The sequence below is a fragment of the Bacillus xiamenensis genome (genome assembly GCF_001857925.1).
Classification (GTDB): domain Bacteria; phylum Bacillota; class Bacilli; order Bacillales; family Bacillaceae; genus Bacillus; species Bacillus xiamenensis.
The window spans coordinates 652,711-669,877 of record NZ_CP017786.1; the positions used below are offsets into that span (position 1 = coordinate 652,711).

16 protein-coding genes are annotated in these 17,167 nt (G+C 40.2%); 9 read left to right on the forward strand and 7 right to left on the reverse strand.

Annotation, left to right across the window (positions count from 1 at the left end):
* Positions 1-209: 209 nt before the first annotated feature.
* Positions 210-974 carry an enoyl-CoA hydratase gene (locus tag BK049_RS03260; protein ID WP_034739834.1) on the reverse strand — a complete coding sequence of 255 codons (765 nt, stop codon included), beginning with the start codon at positions 972-974 and terminating at the stop codon, positions 210-212.
* Between the two features lie 576 nt (positions 975-1,550).
* On the opposite strand from BK049_RS03260, the gene BK049_RS03270 reads away from it, so the two are divergent.
* Both BK049_RS03270 and BK049_RS03275 read left to right on the forward strand, forming a co-directional pair.
* Positions 1,551-2,048, forward strand: coding sequence for a cation:proton antiporter regulatory subunit (locus BK049_RS03270; RefSeq protein ID WP_008361329.1), 498 nt, complete (start codon positions 1,551-1,553; stop codon positions 2,046-2,048).
* A gap of 3 nt (positions 2,049-2,051) precedes the next feature.
* Positions 2,052-3,275, forward strand: a complete 1,224-nt coding sequence (locus BK049_RS03275) for a cation:proton antiporter (protein WP_008361327.1) — start codon at positions 2,052-2,054, stop codon at positions 3,273-3,275.
* 39 nt (positions 3,276-3,314) lie between these two features.
* Here BK049_RS03275 and BK049_RS03280 read toward each other — a convergent pair whose 3' ends face one another.
* The 5 genes from BK049_RS03280 to BK049_RS03300 all read right to left on the reverse strand — a co-directional run bounded on the left by BK049_RS03280 (position 3,315) and on the right by BK049_RS03300 (position 9,201).
* On the reverse strand, positions 3,315-4,589 hold the full coding sequence (locus tag BK049_RS03280; RefSeq protein ID WP_071167835.1) for a lysine N(6)-hydroxylase/L-ornithine N(5)-oxygenase family protein: 1,275 nt from the start codon (positions 4,587-4,589) through the stop codon (positions 3,315-3,317).
* A 75-nt stretch (positions 4,590-4,664) separates the two neighbouring features.
* Positions 4,665-6,164 carry a coproporphyrinogen III oxidase gene (locus BK049_RS03285; RefSeq protein ID WP_071167836.1) on the reverse strand — a complete coding sequence of 500 codons (1,500 nt, stop codon included), beginning with the start codon at positions 6,162-6,164 and terminating at the stop codon, positions 4,665-4,667.
* 113 nt (positions 6,165-6,277) lie between these two features.
* A complete protein-coding gene (locus BK049_RS03290; RefSeq protein WP_008361321.1) occupies positions 6,278-7,144 on the reverse strand; it encodes a Cof-type HAD-IIB family hydrolase in 867 nt (288 codons plus the stop codon).
* Between the two features lie 444 nt (positions 7,145-7,588).
* Positions 7,589-7,945: a YlbF/YmcA family competence regulator gene (locus BK049_RS03295; protein WP_008361320.1), complete on the reverse strand. Its 357-nt coding sequence runs from the start codon at positions 7,943-7,945 to the stop codon at positions 7,589-7,591.
* Positions 7,946-8,067: 122 nt separating this feature from the next.
* Positions 8,068-9,201 carry a DUF445 domain-containing protein gene (locus tag BK049_RS03300; protein ID WP_008361318.1) on the reverse strand — a complete coding sequence of 378 codons (1,134 nt, stop codon included), beginning with the start codon at positions 9,199-9,201 and terminating at the stop codon, positions 8,068-8,070.
* Between the two features lie 214 nt (positions 9,202-9,415).
* On the opposite strand from BK049_RS03300, the gene BK049_RS03305 reads away from it, so the two are divergent.
* From BK049_RS03305 to BK049_RS03335, 7 genes are all read left to right on the forward strand, one after another.
* Positions 9,416-10,522 carry a YheC/YheD family protein gene (locus BK049_RS03305; RefSeq protein ID WP_008361316.1) on the forward strand — a complete coding sequence of 369 codons (1,107 nt, stop codon included), beginning with the start codon at positions 9,416-9,418 and terminating at the stop codon, positions 10,520-10,522.
* Positions 10,479-11,831 (forward strand): YheC/YheD family endospore coat-associated protein, encoded by a 1,353-nt coding sequence (locus BK049_RS03310; protein WP_008361313.1) that lies wholly within the window; start codon positions 10,479-10,481, stop codon positions 11,829-11,831. Before BK049_RS03305 ends, BK049_RS03310 begins: the two co-directional genes overlap by 44 nt.
* Before the next feature lie 150 nt (positions 11,832-11,981).
* On the forward strand, positions 11,982-12,191 hold the full coding sequence (locus BK049_RS03315; RefSeq protein WP_008361312.1) for a YheE family protein: 210 nt from the start codon (positions 11,982-11,984) through the stop codon (positions 12,189-12,191).
* A gap of 20 nt (positions 12,192-12,211) precedes the next feature.
* Positions 12,212-13,087, forward strand: a complete 876-nt coding sequence (locus BK049_RS03320; RefSeq protein ID WP_008361309.1) for a helix-turn-helix domain-containing protein — start codon at positions 12,212-12,214, stop codon at positions 13,085-13,087.
* Between the two features lie 141 nt (positions 13,088-13,228).
* Positions 13,229-14,335, forward strand: coding sequence for an ABC transporter ATP-binding protein (locus tag BK049_RS03325; protein ID WP_008361307.1), 1,107 nt, complete (start codon positions 13,229-13,231; stop codon positions 14,333-14,335).
* Positions 14,336-14,562: 227 nt separating this feature from the next.
* Positions 14,563-14,766, forward strand: coding sequence for an alpha/beta-type small acid-soluble spore protein (locus tag BK049_RS03330; RefSeq protein WP_008361305.1), 204 nt, complete (start codon positions 14,563-14,565; stop codon positions 14,764-14,766).
* Positions 14,767-15,050: 284 nt separating this feature from the next.
* Positions 15,051-15,668, forward strand: coding sequence for an NAD(P)-dependent oxidoreductase (locus BK049_RS03335; RefSeq protein ID WP_008361302.1), 618 nt, complete (start codon positions 15,051-15,053; stop codon positions 15,666-15,668).
* 89 nt (positions 15,669-15,757) lie between these two features.
* Here BK049_RS03335 and BK049_RS18715 read toward each other — a convergent pair.
* Positions 15,758-17,109, reverse strand: a protein-coding gene (locus tag BK049_RS18715; protein ID WP_145939389.1) for an IS3 family transposase whose coding sequence is annotated in 2 segments (ribosomal slippage) — positions 15,758-16,665 and positions 16,665-17,109 — 1,353 coding nt in all. Because the reading frame shifts where the segments join, the coding sequence is not laid out codon by codon here.
* Between the last annotated feature and the right edge of the window lie 58 nt (positions 17,110-17,167).

A 17,167-nucleotide genomic window follows, 5' to 3' on the forward strand; every position in this document is an offset into this window, starting at 1 on the left:
GATTGTTGACAAAGGGCTAAAATGATCTTTATTTTAGCCCTTTGTCTTCTTTTCAGCGTGATAGAAAACCTTTGCAGTCTAGGAAGGACGAGTACCGGCGCGGAGCGAATTTGACATTCGTGAGCACCGGCACGCAGGACTGACAAAGAATGCGAGGGTTTGTCTACACGCTGAAAGCCGGCATGCGCCGGCTTTACATTCCTTTAAACTTAATGAAATACAGGACGTCTTTTTTCTAAAAAGGCTTGAATGCCCTCCTTATGATCTTGACTTTGTCTGAGTCTTGCCTGCGCCGCACGTTCCTTTTGAAGAACGGCTAACAGCTGTGATTCTGACTGCTGGAAATAGATCATCTTTGTTTCAATAAATGCTTGAAGCGGCATGTTGATAAACGGCTTCACACACACTTTTTGATACGTTTCAACCTCCTCTTGAAACACACCGTCTGCAAGACGAAGCTCGATCGCTTCTTCAGCCGACAGCTTTTGCCCGCTCCAAATCAATTGTTTAGCGGTTTGCTCACTTACTCGTTTAGTCAGGAAATAATGCCCTCCACCATCTGGAATTAGCCCAATTCCATTAAAGTTCATAGCGAGCTTTGCATCTTGATGCATAAACAAATAGTCACAGCTTAGGGCAAAGCTAAAACCAAGACCAGCCGCTGCCCCGTGGACTAGCGCAATCGTCACTTTTTGCATACGAGCTAAAGATAGTGTAATTCCCTCAATCAAATCCATCACACGATGAAAATCTTCTTCACGATCTTGCTTCAGCATCATTCCAATATCTCCGCCTGCCGAAAACCCTTTCCCTATTCCCTTGATCACAACGATCTTTGCACTGCTCTCACTCGCTGTATCACACGCCTCCTTAAATTCTGCAAACATGTCAACATGAAACGCATTATAAGCTTCCGGTCTATTGAAAGCGATTTCAAAAATATCCCCATCTAATTGACAATTGATATAGGTCATCATCCATTCCCCTCTTTCTTTTACAGCTAATGTCTTACTTCAATACCCTTCAAGTAATTCCTTTTCCTCTGAATAAAAAATTTCAAGATCAATTGATACCAAAATGAGCATAATGGTTGAAACAAGAAATATATTTTTATATAGTAAAATAAGAAATAAAAAATCGTTTGAAAGGGGGAGAATGATTGATAAGATGTTCCATACTCATATTGGTTAGCTTCATCGTCATGTTTTCTCCCTTTTCAAATGTCGTTTTTGCTTCACAAGCAGAGGCGAGCACACCCAACCTTATTTCTCCGTCCATCTATGAGGAAGAAATAAACGCTGTGAAGACACCTCCATTTTCAAAAAAACTGGCCTCATCTATTCTGTTAAAAGACAGATTATCAATGGGGGATTCAAAGGCTTTTCTTTTAAAGCGTGCAGCATCAACAGCACTATCTATTGATTTATGTTTTTTGGAAATGAAGTGTGCAATCCCCATCATGTATCAATCAAATTACCTCGACTGATTCATTTTATTTCATCCGTATTGACTATATGAAAAACAAAACCTATCATATTCGGAGGGATAAAATGGACATTAAAGAAAATGATCTTCCTGGGATTGGAAAGAAATTTGAAATTGAAACAAGAAATAGAGAAAAGATGACGATTGTGATTCATGATGATGGCAGACGGGAGATTTATCGTTTCGACGATGATGATCCAGATGAAGTGCTGTCCACCATTTCTCTCGATGATGCTGAATCCCGGCAAGTTGCTGCCATTATTGGCGGTATGGTATATAAGCCGCAAGCCCTTGAAACCATTGAAATGGCATTCAATGACTTGATCATTGAATGGTTTAAAGTAGAAAAAGGCGCAAAAGCGGTTGGACATACACTCGGTGATTTAGATGTGAGACAAAATTATGAAGTAACCGTTATTGCGATCATTAAGCATACGAATGAAAAATTACTCAACCCTGGTGCCGATTCGATTATTCAAGAAAACGATACGATCGTCATTTCAGGCGAAAGAAAACACTTAAAACGCTTAATACGTGATTTTCTTTCAAGAGGGGGAGAGTGATGAATGGATCATTTAGTCTTTGAAGTTGGGACGGCGCTTATTCTCATCGCCATTGCCAGCTTAATCGCCAATAAAATTAAATTTTCGATCATTCCTTTTCTGATTGTCCTCGGAATGATTGTCGGTCCACATGCACCAACCATCGGGATCATTGATTTGAAATTTATCGAAAGCACCGAAATCATTTCGTTTTTTGGTAGAATGGGTGTCTTGTTCCTTCTTTTCTACCTTGGACTTGAATTCTCTGTCGGAAAGCTCATTAAATCGGGTAAATCCATTGCAGTCGGCGGATCTATTTATATTTTGATCAACTTCAGCTTAGGATTGCTTTATGGCTTTATCACAGGCTTTGGATTCCTTGAAGTTCTTATTATGGCAGGGGTTATCACCATTTCATCAAGTGCCATTGTCGCCAAAGTCCTTGTTGATTTGAAACGGACAGCGAACCCTGAAACAGAGTTAATTCTTGGGATTATTATGTTTGAGGATATTTTCCTCGCCGTTTATTTATCTGTCGTATCAGGTCTTGTCCTTGGAGATGCCACATCCGTTGGCGGTGCCTTATTATCTATTTTAATCGCTTTTGGTTATATGATGCTTTTCTTTATCATCGCGCGTAAGCTCCCAAAACTATTAAATAAGCTTTTCGATATCCGTTCGAATGAAGTGTTCATCATTGTGATTTTTGCCGCCTTGTTCTTTGTCGCTGGTTTCTCAGAAACGATCCATGTCGCAGAAGCAATTGGTGCACTCTTACTTGGCCTTGTGTTCTCAGAAACAGAACACTCAGACCGCATCGAACATCTCGTTGTTCCATTTAGAGATTTCTTTGGAGCGATGTTCTTCTTCAGCTTCGGATTGAGTATCGACCCGTTTACATTAGGAGATGCCTTCTGGCTTGCAATTGGTGCTGTCATTCTCACCCTGATTGGGAACTTCACTGCTGGGATGTTTGCTGGAAGAAGAGCTGGTTTTTCTCATAAAGCTTCTTCTAATATTGGATTAACGATCGTATCAAGAGGAGAATTTTCCATCATTGTCGCCGAGCTTGGCATTGCAGGCGGGCTTGCCGCTACATTGAAGCCATTTGCAGCATTATATGTGTTAATTCTTGCGATTTTAGGACCGCTAGTGACGAAAGAATCGAAGCGTATCTATCAAATCCTAAACAAAATCTTCAAATGGAAAACAGAAAAACCAAAAGTAAAAAAAGAACCCACTTTGTAATCGAAAGGGCCCTTGATTCCGGGGCCCTTCTTTCATTGCTTAAATAAATTGCTGAAATGCTGTTTCTTGCTTCACTGGCGCTTTCTCTATTCCCCGTATCGTTTGTATCACTTTTTGGTTGCGATAGATAGATAGTTTTAAATTGGTTGCCGCTGTTCCGTGAGAGTGATCAAGGTTCGTGAATGTAAAGAAATGATGGGAGCGTTTGTCTTTAAACACAAGTCTGAAATCATCTGTCACTTTAAAATGCTGATCACTCTCCCACTCAATCAAAGGTTCATATGTGCTAAACCATGACGGAATATTCGGCGTGTATCCTGTGGCCAATACTACATGATCCGCTGCGATTGTCTTTTCTTTCTTCAGCTGCCATTGTTTCAGATGCAGCTCTAAAGACTGATCGTCCTTCATATGAACCGCTTCAAGCTCAGTCATCGGCTGAATGAGAACAGACGGCTCCTCTCCTGAAACGGAGCGATGATACAATTCCTGATAGATGCGAGAAAGCGTCGAGGCATCTATGCCATTTCTTAATCCCGCCAGTCTAGGCAACGTGTTCATCCGTTCTTCATAAGGAAGCGAATGAAAATATTCGACATACTTTGGCGTAAATAACTCCTGACCAAGCTCTGCTGTCTCCAGCTCTCTAAATTCACTAGACCGCGTAAACCATGAAAGCTGCTGCCCTTTCGTTTGATGCTGAAGGAGATCTAAGAAAATTTCAGCCGCACTCTGACCTGAACCAATCACCGTCACTGATTGAGCTTCGTGAATTTCTTTTTGCCGATCTACATAACGGCTGCTATGGGTCACATACGGCAAAGCAGCTTCTGGCACATCAACAGGAATCATCGGCTTACTTCCAGTTCCAAGAACCACATGCTTTGCGCGATATTCAGAAAGCGATCCATCTGTCAATTTTCGGACTTTCACTAAATACCCATCTTGGCAGTCCATCACTTCTTCAACCTTCATCCCAAACTGACAGCTATCTAATTCACCTGCAGCCCATGCTAAATACGCATTGAATTCTCTCCGTGGAATATCAAATTGTTCAAAGGTATAGAAACGGTGAAGCCTGTTTGACTCATGTAAATAATTCAAAAATGTATACCTGCTCCTTGGATTCGCCATCGTCACAAGGTCTGCTAGAAAGGAAACCTGCAAATCCGTTCCTTTGATCAGCATACCAGGATGCCAGGCAAATTCGGTCTCCTGTTCAAAAAAACAGCATGTCACATCTTCATACTCCTCTAATAAAGCGGCCAAGCCTAAATTTGCGGGCCCAATCCCAATTCCGATCACATCAATCATATGTACACCTGCTTTAACTTTTTACCTCCTATATACCCTTTTACAAATGAAAAAAACACTGCGGTACCGCAGTGTTTAAACGCGAGAAACAAATAATGACTCAAGAAATTGAATCTTCTCTTCTGTATAGTGCTCATAGCGATCATTATACGATTTAGGATCTTTTGGATTGGCATACTGCGTAATCTTCCCTGTGCGCGGATCAATGAATTTACTGGCCGCGCCGCATCCAATGCCAATGATCGTCTGCACCTCTTCCATAATGATGATATTATACAAACTTTCCTGCCCATCTAACGAATACCCGACATTTTCGAGATTTCCCAAGATGTTCTTTTGTCTGTATAAATAGTAAGGATGATATTCATGTGCTTTCGTCCAAGCAACCGCTTCATCCATCATACGTGTGATTTCTTCGCGGTCTGCTACTTGATACTTCTCCTTGTTACGGGTCATTTCAGACGCTCTTTTAAAGGAGAGTGTGTGCACAGTTAAAGATTCGGGTTTGAGTTCTTCTGTCTGCTGCAAGGAGTGCTGAAATTCCTTCAGTCCTTCACCAGGTAAACCAATGATTAAGTCCATGTTAATATTATTCATGCCGTACTGCCGTGATAAATGATACTTTTCAATCGTTTCTTCCACACTATGATGCCGCCCAATGGCTTTCAGTGTTTCATTCTCATATGACTGCGGATTAATACTAATCCGGTCAATATTGTACCGGTTGAGCACCTCCAGCTTATCAGGCGTAATGGTATCAGGACGCCCCGCCTCTACAGTAATTTCACGAATGTGTTTCACATCAGGAAAAGAGCGATACATTTCTTCATACAGCAAATCCATTTCTTCCGCTGTAATACTTGTTGGCGTGCCCCCGCCAAAATAAACCGTGGTCACTTTAATCCCGTGTTCTTTTAACCATTCGCCCATTCTTTGCATCTCATAATGTAGCCCAAACAGAAACGTTCCCACTCTTCCAGCTTGTCCTTTAATGGCATAAGCAGGGAACGTGCAATAAGCACATTTTGTTGGACAGAAAGGAATACCGATATAAATACTCACTTCCTCCTGAAGGTCATACAGATCTGGGATGGCTTGTATTTGCCGGTCGACAATCTCCTGCATCAAATTGATTTTTTCATCATGAATTAAGTAATCACGCTTTAACGCAGCATGCGCTTCTTCCTTTGTCATACCTTCTCTGAGCATCTTATGAAGTAATTTCGTAGGACGAATCCCTGTGAGAATCCCCCATTTTTGCGTCATTCCTGTATGCTCCTGAAGCAGGTGTAAATAAACAGACAGCACGGTATTTTTGATTTGCTTCCAGCGCTCCTTATCGTTCAAGCCCTCTGGCATCTCTCTTGCAAAACGGCTGGTTATGGACGATCCAGCAATATGGCCAGTTGCTTCAACGACTCCATGTTCTTCCTTCCAGTTAAACTCCATTACTAGAGCTTCAGCCATTTCGGTTCGATCGAACAGCACTTCACTGTCTTCCTCAAATAAATTGGCTATATTGACAAGCGGGCGATGAAATCGTTCATCAGACAGCCCTTTTATTAAAATTCGCATCGTATCACCTTTATCTTCAAACTTGTTTCATTTTACAAAATTCAACTAGGAAAAGCAATGAAGGGAATAGACGAAGGCCCTGTCATTTCTTGATTGACAGAGCCTTCACCGTACTATCGTTTAATATCAAATTGGTGTAAAAAGCCTTCCCTTTGCTGCATCCTAAAGTATTCTTTGATCATATAAGCGACACCCTGTTCATCATGAGAACGTGTCACCCAATCAGCTTTACGTTTGACCGAATGAGGTGCATTTCCCATAGCAACGCCTAAGCCAGCTAACTCAAGCATTGGAATATCGTCTGTCCCGTGGCCAATCACGACCGTATCTTCTAATGTAAAACCTAGTGCTGAGGTTAACAAAGAAAGTCCTGCTTCTTTCGATACCCCTTTGCAAACGATATTCATTTTCTCATCACTGATCTTGATCAGATCAACAGATGGGAACGCTTGTTGAATGGTTTGGTGGATCTCAGGCTGAAGCGCTGCGGTCGAATACACTTCAATAACAGGTGTACTGACCGGTTCATCCATCAGCATATCACTTAATGATTCAACAAATTGGACAGGATAGAAAATCGGATCAGACGGATGAATCAACGTTTTTCCCATCAGTTGCGACTGTGTTTTTTTCCGGTTGCCGATTGAGAATTTTTCATGCAGCAAACGGATATTACAATCAAAACTTTCAAGGATTTGCACAAGATTAAACGTTTTTTCTTCCGTTAATTTCTTCACATGGAGCGGCTCATCGAGCTTATCAGCAATAAATGCACCACTATGCGTCACAAGGGTTGCATTGGATAGTTTCAACGCCTTGGCAATTTTTTGTGCTGATCGAAAATGCCGGTTGGTGACAATCGTCACGTAAACCCCTTTTTTCTTTACATATTCCACAGCTTCTTTAGTAGCGGAATGGATTTTTCCATTGGAACGAAGCAACGTTCCATCTATATTGAGTGCAAGTAGTTTTTTTGACACTGAGGCATCCCCCTTCTTGATGACTGTACTTACGATGAGGATATGCCCTAGTTTAATGCTTTAGAACATGCAGTTGTAGCAGCCCTTGTTTGATGAATCCATGATAAATAAAAAAAGCCTACCCCTAGGCTTTTTTTTATGTACGGTTTGGATGCGTAACAATGGAGTGATGAAGCTCCCCATTATCCCCTAATCTTACACACCAAAGCATTGCTTATATCAGATCCCCTTATGCTTTGCTTTTCTCCCAGAAGCGCTTCTCTCTCATTTGACTCATCGCCATAAAGCCCAAGTGAAACGCACCCAATTCATCACGAGAGTACTTTTTTGAAAGCACTTTCAATAAGTATTATCGCAGAATTTATGAGCTTCGACAACCCTTTTTTTCAAGGTGCATAGAAGGCAGTGAAACATAAAAAAGGGCGAATCGCATCGCCCTTTCAATTAATTTTCTTCTGCATTTCCATAAAGCTCTTCAAGAGGCTTCATGATAATTTTATTTAATTCACCAATGAGAACACTTACGCGCTGTTCTGCTTCCATCAACTGAGAGATTTTATCGTGCTGCTGCACAAGTGCAACTGTTTTTTGCGCTTGCTCTACTTCTTCTTGCGTAATCTCTTGACCAGTCATTTGTTTTTGTTGAAGGTTGACTTGAATGTCACGGAAGTTCTCAAACATTCTTTTAGAGGACTCATCCTCGTTTACCTCATCATAAAGATTTCTTAACGTTGAATATTCTTCGCTATGACGCAGTGCTTTTTCAAGGTCATATGCAACATCATAAAGATTTACAGACATGTTATGTCTCCTTTCTATCCGTTATCACCGATATGGATCGGCGGACACCACTCCACTATAACAAACTATGGCTCTCGTTTCATATATATACAATGAATTCAACAAAATTTCTCGATTTTCTCTTAGAATAAAGTGACAAAAACAGCTTGGATAGCACCAATCATTCCGCCTAAAAGCCCACCTAAAAATGTGATCATTTTCAACTCTTTATTGGAAATGCTAACCACTAGCTCTTCCATTTTTTCAAGTGGAAAAAGTTCAATTTGCTCACGAATAATTTCTTCAAATTGAAGCTTTGCGAGCAGTCCCTCTAAAGCATGAGATGCGGCTTCAATCCCCTTATCAATGAAAACTGGAGCAAATTGTGTTTTCAGATCATCCGCTACTGCACTGATGTAACCTCCAACTGGTCTGTCTAATAGCAGCTTTGTAGAAAAATGTGAAAGCAATTGCTTTTTCACACTAAATAGAAGCTCCTTCACATTCCATTTTTCATCAAGCTCATTTAAAGAGAATTGCTTTACCTTGTCCCACTCCTGAACGAGCAAGTCTGATAAGAACCTTTTTGTTTCTGCATTCTTTAGGAACTTGATGATTTCAGGATGTACCCGATCAATTAAGCTGGCATTTCCTAAAAACATTTGAACCATACTGCCAAGCATGCCTCGTTCTTTTAGGAAATCATCTATCATATTGCCAAGCCTTGCTTTCCCTTCATCACTTTCAAAGTAATGAATACCTCTTTTCAAAATATAATCTGCCGCATCTGGAATTTTGGCTGAGAGTTTACTTTCCACTTCCTGAGGTAGCAGCTCAGATAATGTTTGCTGATCATATGTCTCAAGCAAAGAATAAAGCTTTTTATCAGACCAATGGTGAAGCCATTCATCTGCTCTTACGTCAGCCTGTGAAACACCGTATCTTTCTAGCATGTCGAGAACTGTTATCTCCATGTCAGCACCCTTGTCAATATATCGATGCACTGTATCCAATATGTCTTGCTTTGCCTCGGACGATTCAAATCGTTTTTGAATTCCCTCTGGCGTGAGTAAGTGCTCCATGACCATGACACCGACCTGCTTGGCTACTTCATCTCTTCTTTTCGGAATAAGCCCTGGGGTAAATGGAAGTTGCTTCCCAAATAAATAATATGGTTTATAAGGACGAAAGAGCATTTTAATTGCAAGATGGTTTGTCGCTGCCCCTATAACTGCACCTATTACAATCATAAAAATAAACGTTGTAAGTATATCCAAAGTCGTCATCTACCTTTCAAACAATACCGGGTGATTATTGTTTTGATCTATACGTATTATAGTTGTTGTCAAGATCCCAAGCAAATGAAGCATGCATGGTGACATATGATAAAGTGATCTGTCGTAATGATAAAGGAGCGCCAGGTTTATGTAAAATCATAAAAAAGTGTTTTTCAATGGTGAAAAAAAGAAGTTGAAAAGTAGGTGTTGTATGATGACAGCGACGTTAGGTATTGTAACCCTTTCTTTGCAACATGAAGAGGCATTCACACATCAGCTTGCCAAAGCTGCCTCATCTTTTGATTTAGAGGTTGTTCGTTTTACCCCCTATGATTTAAAACCTGCTTCAAATTTAATCCACGGTCAAAAATTCAAGTCTGGCCAAGGATTTGAAGCATCAGAATTTTCGATTCCTGACATGATTTATGATCGATGCCTATACCAGCATGACGCACAATCAAAAAAAGCAAAACCTATCATGACTTGGTTAAAAAAGTACCCAAAAACATCTTTTTTAAATACCGGAATCCAAGATAAGATGCTGCTATTCGAGCAGCTCCGTCTCCAGCCTTCATTAGAGCCATATTTACCTGTGTGCTCTTTATTGAAAGAGCCATCAGATCTTCTCAACATGGTGAAAAGAGGCGGATACTGTAAAATACAGCCACTCTCTCATCAGCACACTGCACCCACTTGCTTCATTTCCTTAAAAAACAAATCAACATTCACTGTTCAACTGAGCCCCGAGCAAATGATGACATTTTCTCGTCCATCAGAGATTGAGCGCTGGTGCAAAAAATATATTGGCCGCTATTTCCTTCAATGTTTTAACACGAGTGATCAAAAGGATTTTTTATTTAATGAAATCAGGATTTTTTTGATGAAAGACTCACAAAATCAATGGAAAAGCATGGGGATTCATACAAAATCATCAGTCGAAAACAGCCTTTTGAGTCATACACAAAATTCCGTTCATGTGTTAGGATTTGATCACTACTTACACTCCTTGCAGCCACACATTCAAGAGCTCCTTTTAGATGATATTGCATCCATTCAGTCATCCCTATCAGTATTTATAGATAAAACGTTCTCTCCATGCATTGAATTCGCTGTAGACTTACTTCATACAAGTGAAGGCAAACTATACATCTCAAATGTAAGGTCAAAGCCAGGACGATCCGCTTTTTTAAAAGCTTACCCTGAAAAGGAAAATCAAATGATTCAAATCATACTTGAACACGCCAAATCTATGAAGTCTCAACAGAAGGAGGTTTCTTATGAAGAGAAAACGCTGCATCATCGCTCCTCATCTGACAAGTGAAAAAACAGTGTATCTGCCCATCCAATGGAAACAGAAGGGTGCTATCTTATCTATCGCTGCTGGGTCTCGTGTAGTAGAGGATTTCAGTATTTCCTACCATCAACATTCTCAAAAAATTTTATTATCGCAAGATCTATATCATGATTTACTGATTCCCTATAGCACAAAAATCGAGGTCATATTTGATCAACATACACTTTATATTGGACCTTTCATCGGCATCTTCACCGCAGGCTTTGAACAAAATGCACCTCCATTAGGAGACAGGTCAGACTTTTTCATACAGCTTCTGCAATCTTGCAGGCAGCATAGCGGATTTGCTTATCTTTTTGGTACCCATTCAATTGATTGGGAAAAAGGAATAATCGATGGTCTGCTCTATCAAGAGGAAAAATGGATAAAAAAACAGGTCCCCCTTCCATCCATCGTCTATGACCGGCTGCCAAATAGAAAGGCTGCCCAATCTGCATTCATTCAAGAAACGAAACGGAAACTGACTCAGGACTACAATATTCCTTGGTTCAATCCTTATTTTTTTAATAAGTGGGAAATTCATGAGCGGCTCTTAACAGACGAAAGCACAAGGTCCTTCCTACCTCATTCCATACAATTAGATCCTATTGATGCTCTAACTAAAATAGAGACACTCCTTTATCTGCATCATGTCATTTATTTAAAACCGATAAACGGCAGCCATGGGGATGGTATTTATCGATTAAAGAAATCGGAAAGCGGGATCGCTGTATGTTCAAATAAACGAAAAACGATTTCGTATGATTCAATCGATCATTTTGTGAAACAGCTGCGTAAAGATGAGCCCATTCATAACTTTATCGCCCAACAAGGCATTGAGCTTCTGCACGTCGATCATCAACCAATGGACTTTAGGGTACACACGAATAAAAATAGGTACGGACACTGGACAGTTACAGCTGCTGCTGCAAAATTCTCAGGAGATCACACAGTCACGACCCATCATTTACATGGCGGATCAATCAAAACACTCAACGAGGCCTTTCCTGATACGGATAAACGTTTCAAGATTTTGCAGCAGCTATCTGAGACCGCCATCACACTTAGTCAGGTGATAGATGAAAAAATGCCCGGTCTTATTGGTGAAATTGGTTTTGACTTAGGCATTGATACATCTGGTGCTATTTGGATGTTTGAAGCCAATTCTCGTCCTGGACGTGAAATTTTCAAGCATGCTTCTTTGAAAAACTCAGAATGGCTGATTGGGAAAAGAATTGTTGATTACGCCTCTTACCTCTCTCAAACAGCACTGACCACAGGCCAAGCAAGTATCTAGTTATTCTTTTAGGGTATGGTGTTCTAAAATCTGTGCTTTTCCTATGCTCTTTTCAATAGATGAGATACAATAAAACCAAGTTCAAGATTGTTTCCGTATGGTCGTGTTGATTTATTGTTTCATCAATATAAGCAAGGAGGCAATGATGATATGATTTCTCATTTTCAATGGAAACCTCTCTTTAAAAAGGCACAATTGCCTGGCTGGAAAATCTCTTTTTTTCACAATGGTGCCCACTATGAAGGCATCTACCACAAAACAGGTGATATTGAATGGGGCTCTCTTCTTCCGCCTCATGAAGTTGAACCAACCTTAAAAGAAGAAATCCACGAATTAATGCTATTCCATGTCTATGATTAAACTCGTTAAGGAGCCTCGCCATGTTAGAAAAGTTAAAACTTGTTTACGGAAACCATATCATCAGTACACCAACAAAAGATAAACATATACTTTGGTATGAGACAGACGAAGGCGAAATTTTTGGTGTAAACAAAAAAGAGCTATCAACAAAAGAAATTCTTCTTCTCAATTCTTTCCTAACACCGATTGATATCTCTCATACGCAGAAGACCGAAGATGAACAGAAATGGTACAGCTTTCTTTTTGAAAACAAATCATTGACCATTCATGAACCCGTTCGTGTTCATTATTTTAAAATGGATCATCAAGTAGAGCAAAGACAGCAAATCAAAGAGGCTGTGAACAGCAGCCTCGAACACACTCACTTCATATGGACAGGCGGTGAAACAGCCATGCTGATTCAAACAAACGCCTCGGCAGATAATGGTCAGCTAGACCGGCTAAATGATTTGTCACAAGCCATTACAAGTGATTTTTTAACCAACTCCGTCTTTTTACAAGGACAACTGCATTTGCCGAATGAGCATGTAAAGATGAGATTATTAAATGAACATCAACTCTTTTTGTGGCATATGCAGCGTGGAAAGCTCAGGTCAGGGGTCACAACATTTTATCAATGTCTACCATCCTTCATTCGATATGATGCGGACATCGTTTCTGATGCCATATCAGATGCATTTAAAGAGACAGTCTTTGATCGAGATGTTTACAGAACGCTTATGACCTATATGCAATGTAATTTTAATGCATCTCAGGCGGCTAAGGCTTTATACGTCCACAGAAACAGTCTTCAGTATCGGATTGATAAATTTATTGAGCGGACAGGGCTGGATATACGACATTTTCAAGAAGCAGCAGCAGCCTATATGATGATGAACCTTCTCGATCTTTCTTAAATATGAGTGACATGTAAGCACCCTGCCCAAAAACGAAAATCAGATGTTGTGCACGTTGTCCATTTACAGAATTCCCTCCTTTTTATACACTTTATTTATAAGTAAAGCGCTTTCAAAAAAGGGATTGGGAGGCTGTCATCAATGGCTGAAATGATGCTGAATCAAATTTACAAAGTATACGATAATAAAGTAACCGCAGTAGATAACTTTAATCTACATATACAAGATAAAGAATTTATTGTCTTTGTTGGGCCATCGGGCTGCGGAAAATCAACCACTCTTCGCATGATTGCAGGTCTTGAAGAGATTTCACAAGGTGATTTTCTTTTAGACGGCAAACGGATGAATGACGTGGCACCAAAAGACCGGGATATTGCAATGGTGTTCCAAAACTATGCATTATATCCTCATATGAATGTATATGATAATATGGCTTTTGGATTAAAGCTTCGGAAGTTTCCTAAAGCTGAAATAGATGAACGGGTTCGAAATGCCGCTAAAATATTGGGGCTTGAACAATACTTAGATAGAAAACCTAAGGCACTTTCTGGCGGCCAAAGACAGCGTGTTGCCCTTGGAAGAGCCATTGTGCGGGATGCGAAAGTCTTTCTTTTGGATGAACCGCTCTCTAACCTAGATGCAAAGCTCCGTGTACAGATGCGAGCTGAAATTTCTAAACTTCATCAACGGCTGCAGACGACATTCATTTATGTCACACATGATCAGACGGAAGCTATGACAATGGCTACCCGGCTTGTTGTCATGAAAGACGGCTTTATCCAGCAGGTTGGTGCGCCTAAGGATGTGTATGAAAACCCAGAGAATGTATTTGTAGGCGGGTTTATTGGGTCTCCTGCGATGAACTTTTTTACAGGAAAACTTTCTGACGGTGCCATTGCGGTTGGCGATACGCACATTCGTGTCCCAGAAGGGAAAATGAAAGTATTACGCAGTCAAGGCTATATCGGAAAAGATGTTATTTTAGGCATCAGACCAGAAGACTTCCACGATGAACCTGTATTTATAGAGGCTTCTGAAGGAACAAAAATTGAAGCAAACGTAGAAGTGGCAGAATTAATGGGAGCAGAAACAATGCTGTATTCATCTCTCAATGGCCAAACGTTTATTGCACGTGTTGATTCTCGTACAGACGTTCAGGCAGGTCAGACTCTCCCGCTTGCCATTGATATGAATAAAGCTCACTTCTTTGATACCGAAACTGAGCTGCGCATCCGCTCTGCTGAATAAGAAAAGGCTCGCCCAAACCATCACGATTAAGTGATGGTTTTTTGTATGTTAAAACAACATTTACCATGTTCTTTTTTCGTATGTTTTTTTCGCAACGAACCATAATATTTAGTACAAACCAGTTACCGCATTGGGTTTCGCCAAGTGGCAAATGACATGATCATTTCGCTGGTGCGATTCCAGCAAACCCAACCAAAAAAATCATATATAAAAAGGAGATTCACATCATGGCAAATACTAATAGTTCGAATCAATTACTAGTTCCTGGAGCACAGCAAGCAATCGATCAAATGAAATACGAGATCGCTTCTGAGTTTGGTGTAAACCTTGGAGCAGAAACAACAGCTCGTGCTAACGGTTCAGTTGGTGGAGAAATTACAAAACGTCTTGTGTCTTACGCTCAACAAAACCTTGGCGGAACAAAAGCTTAATTTCATATTTGGATCATAGAAGGCACCTTTTCAGGTGTCTTCTTTTTTTGCTTTTATCCCTCACCGATTCCTTTTGTGTTCATATGATGTATTAGAAAGGAGCGGATCTTCATGGACATTATTTCTGGTATGAATTTTGAACTTCTACAATTTGTCGGTATCTCTCTATTATGTGAATATGCTCATAGTATTCGGTCCTTTCACCTTTATAAAAAAAGCATGACATAAAATTGTACCATTTTGAGTTCTTTTCACTTATAGTATGTAGTGGAGGGATCGAACAGATGAAAATAGCTCTTTTCGGTGCTCATGGACGTGTAGGACAAGCATTTCTTCGTTTCGTACAAGAGGATGATCGTTACATGGTTCGTTCGTTAATTCGGACAAACCGGGAAGAAATGCTTGCGGGTATGTTTCAAGTCACCGGCAATTCCAGAAATCAAGAGGATGTGCTTGAAACGATCAAAGGATCAGATATCGTCGTCAGCTGTCTATCGACAGATGGTGATGACACTTTATCTGTTTCAATGGATCATATCGTACAAGCCATGAAGCAAACAGGAACATCAAGAATTATAACGATTGGCACTGCGGGGATTTTGAAAGCGAGGCAGCAGCCGGAGCTTTACCGCTTTGAAACAAATGAATCAAGGCGAACCACTTCCCGAGCAGCTAAAGAACATGCCAAAGCGTTTGAAATTCTTCAATCAACTGATTTAGATTGGACGATTATTTGCCCAACTTATTTACCAGATGGAGAAGTGACACGTTCATATCGCTATGAAAAGGATTTTCTCCCTATAGATGGACAGAAAATTTCGGTTGAAGATACTGCACACTTTTTATATCAACAGTTAAACTCAAAGGAATTTTTGCATCAACGCGTTGGCATTGCTTATTAAGCATTTAGCTCATGCAAACTATATACAACCCATAAAAAGAGCCTCATTCCATTGAATTGAAGTGACCCCCTAAATTTAGACACGGGTTTTTATGAGACAGCTTTCGAGGCATGAGTTCGATATTGTATCGGACTCATGCCTTTTAGTTTGGTCTTTATACGTGTGTGATTGTAGTAGTCAATGTATTGTTCAAGTTCTTGCTTGAAGTGTTCGACGTTCTCAAATTCTTTTAGGTATAGAAATTCAGACTTTAAGATACCGAAGAAGTTCTCGATAACTGCGTTATCGTAACAGTTACCTTTTCGAGACATACTCTGTGTAATCCCACGCTTTTTTAAGGCTTGTCTATATTGCTTCATTTGGTAATGCCATCCTTGATCAGAATGTATCATTGGTTTCTCCTCTTCATCTAAACGGTTGAACGCCTGATGAAGCATCGTTGAGACGAGAGAATAAACAGGTCTTGAACCGACTGTATAGGTAATGATTTCACCATTAAATAGATCTAATATGGGCGAAAGATAGAGCTTCTGACCAAATAATTTGAACTCCGTTATATCTGTGACCCATTTCTCATTTGGCCTATCAGCTTGAAAATGACGAGCCAAAATAGTAGGCGCTATTTTGTTCACTGTGCCTCTGTATGAACGATATTTCTTCACTCGAACCATGCATTTTAGCCCTAGAGCTTTCATGATGCGCTGGACTTTTTTGTGATTCACCTTTTGTCCTCGGTTGATTAGTTCATCACGAATCCGGCGATATCCATAACGTCCTTGATGTTCCTGATAAATGGTTTGAATCATCTTTTTCAGTTCGATATCCTGATCAGGACGATCTAAATGCTTGATCAAGTAATAGCAGGTACTGCGCGGAATACATGCGAGCTTAAGAAGTGATTTCACCGGATATTGATGCCTTAAATCATAGACTACTTGCGCTTTGTCTTGTTTGGTGATTGTTCCTTGTTTTGAACTAAGGCATTCAACTTTTTTAAATACTCATTTTCCATGCGTAAATGTTCTACTTCTGCCTGTAACGCTTCCATTGATCCTTTCGTTATTTCTTGTTTTCCGGTTTTCTTTTTCATAGACGGACGCCCCTTTTTCTTAGATTGAAGGGCGTCTACTCCTTGTGTTTCCAAGATGCGCTTCCAGTTCCAAAGCGTGGTATCAGAAGGCAGATTAAAGAGTGCAGCTGTTTCCAGGATAGACGTCCCATGTTCATTCATATAATCAAGTACGTCTAGTTTATATTGGACTGGATAATTTGTATATGACTTTGAAAAAGCTTTTTCGCCATGATATTGATACTTTCTGACCCAATATTGAAGTATACTTTTGTGCACGCCAATCTGTTTTGCAATTCCAAGCAGGGGTTCGCCGTCAATAAGGTATCGTTTTACCGCTTTGATTTTATCTTCAATTGTAAATTTAGCCAAAAGAAAAGCACCTCCAAATGTTAGACTGTGTCTAATATTTGGGGTGCACTTCATATGA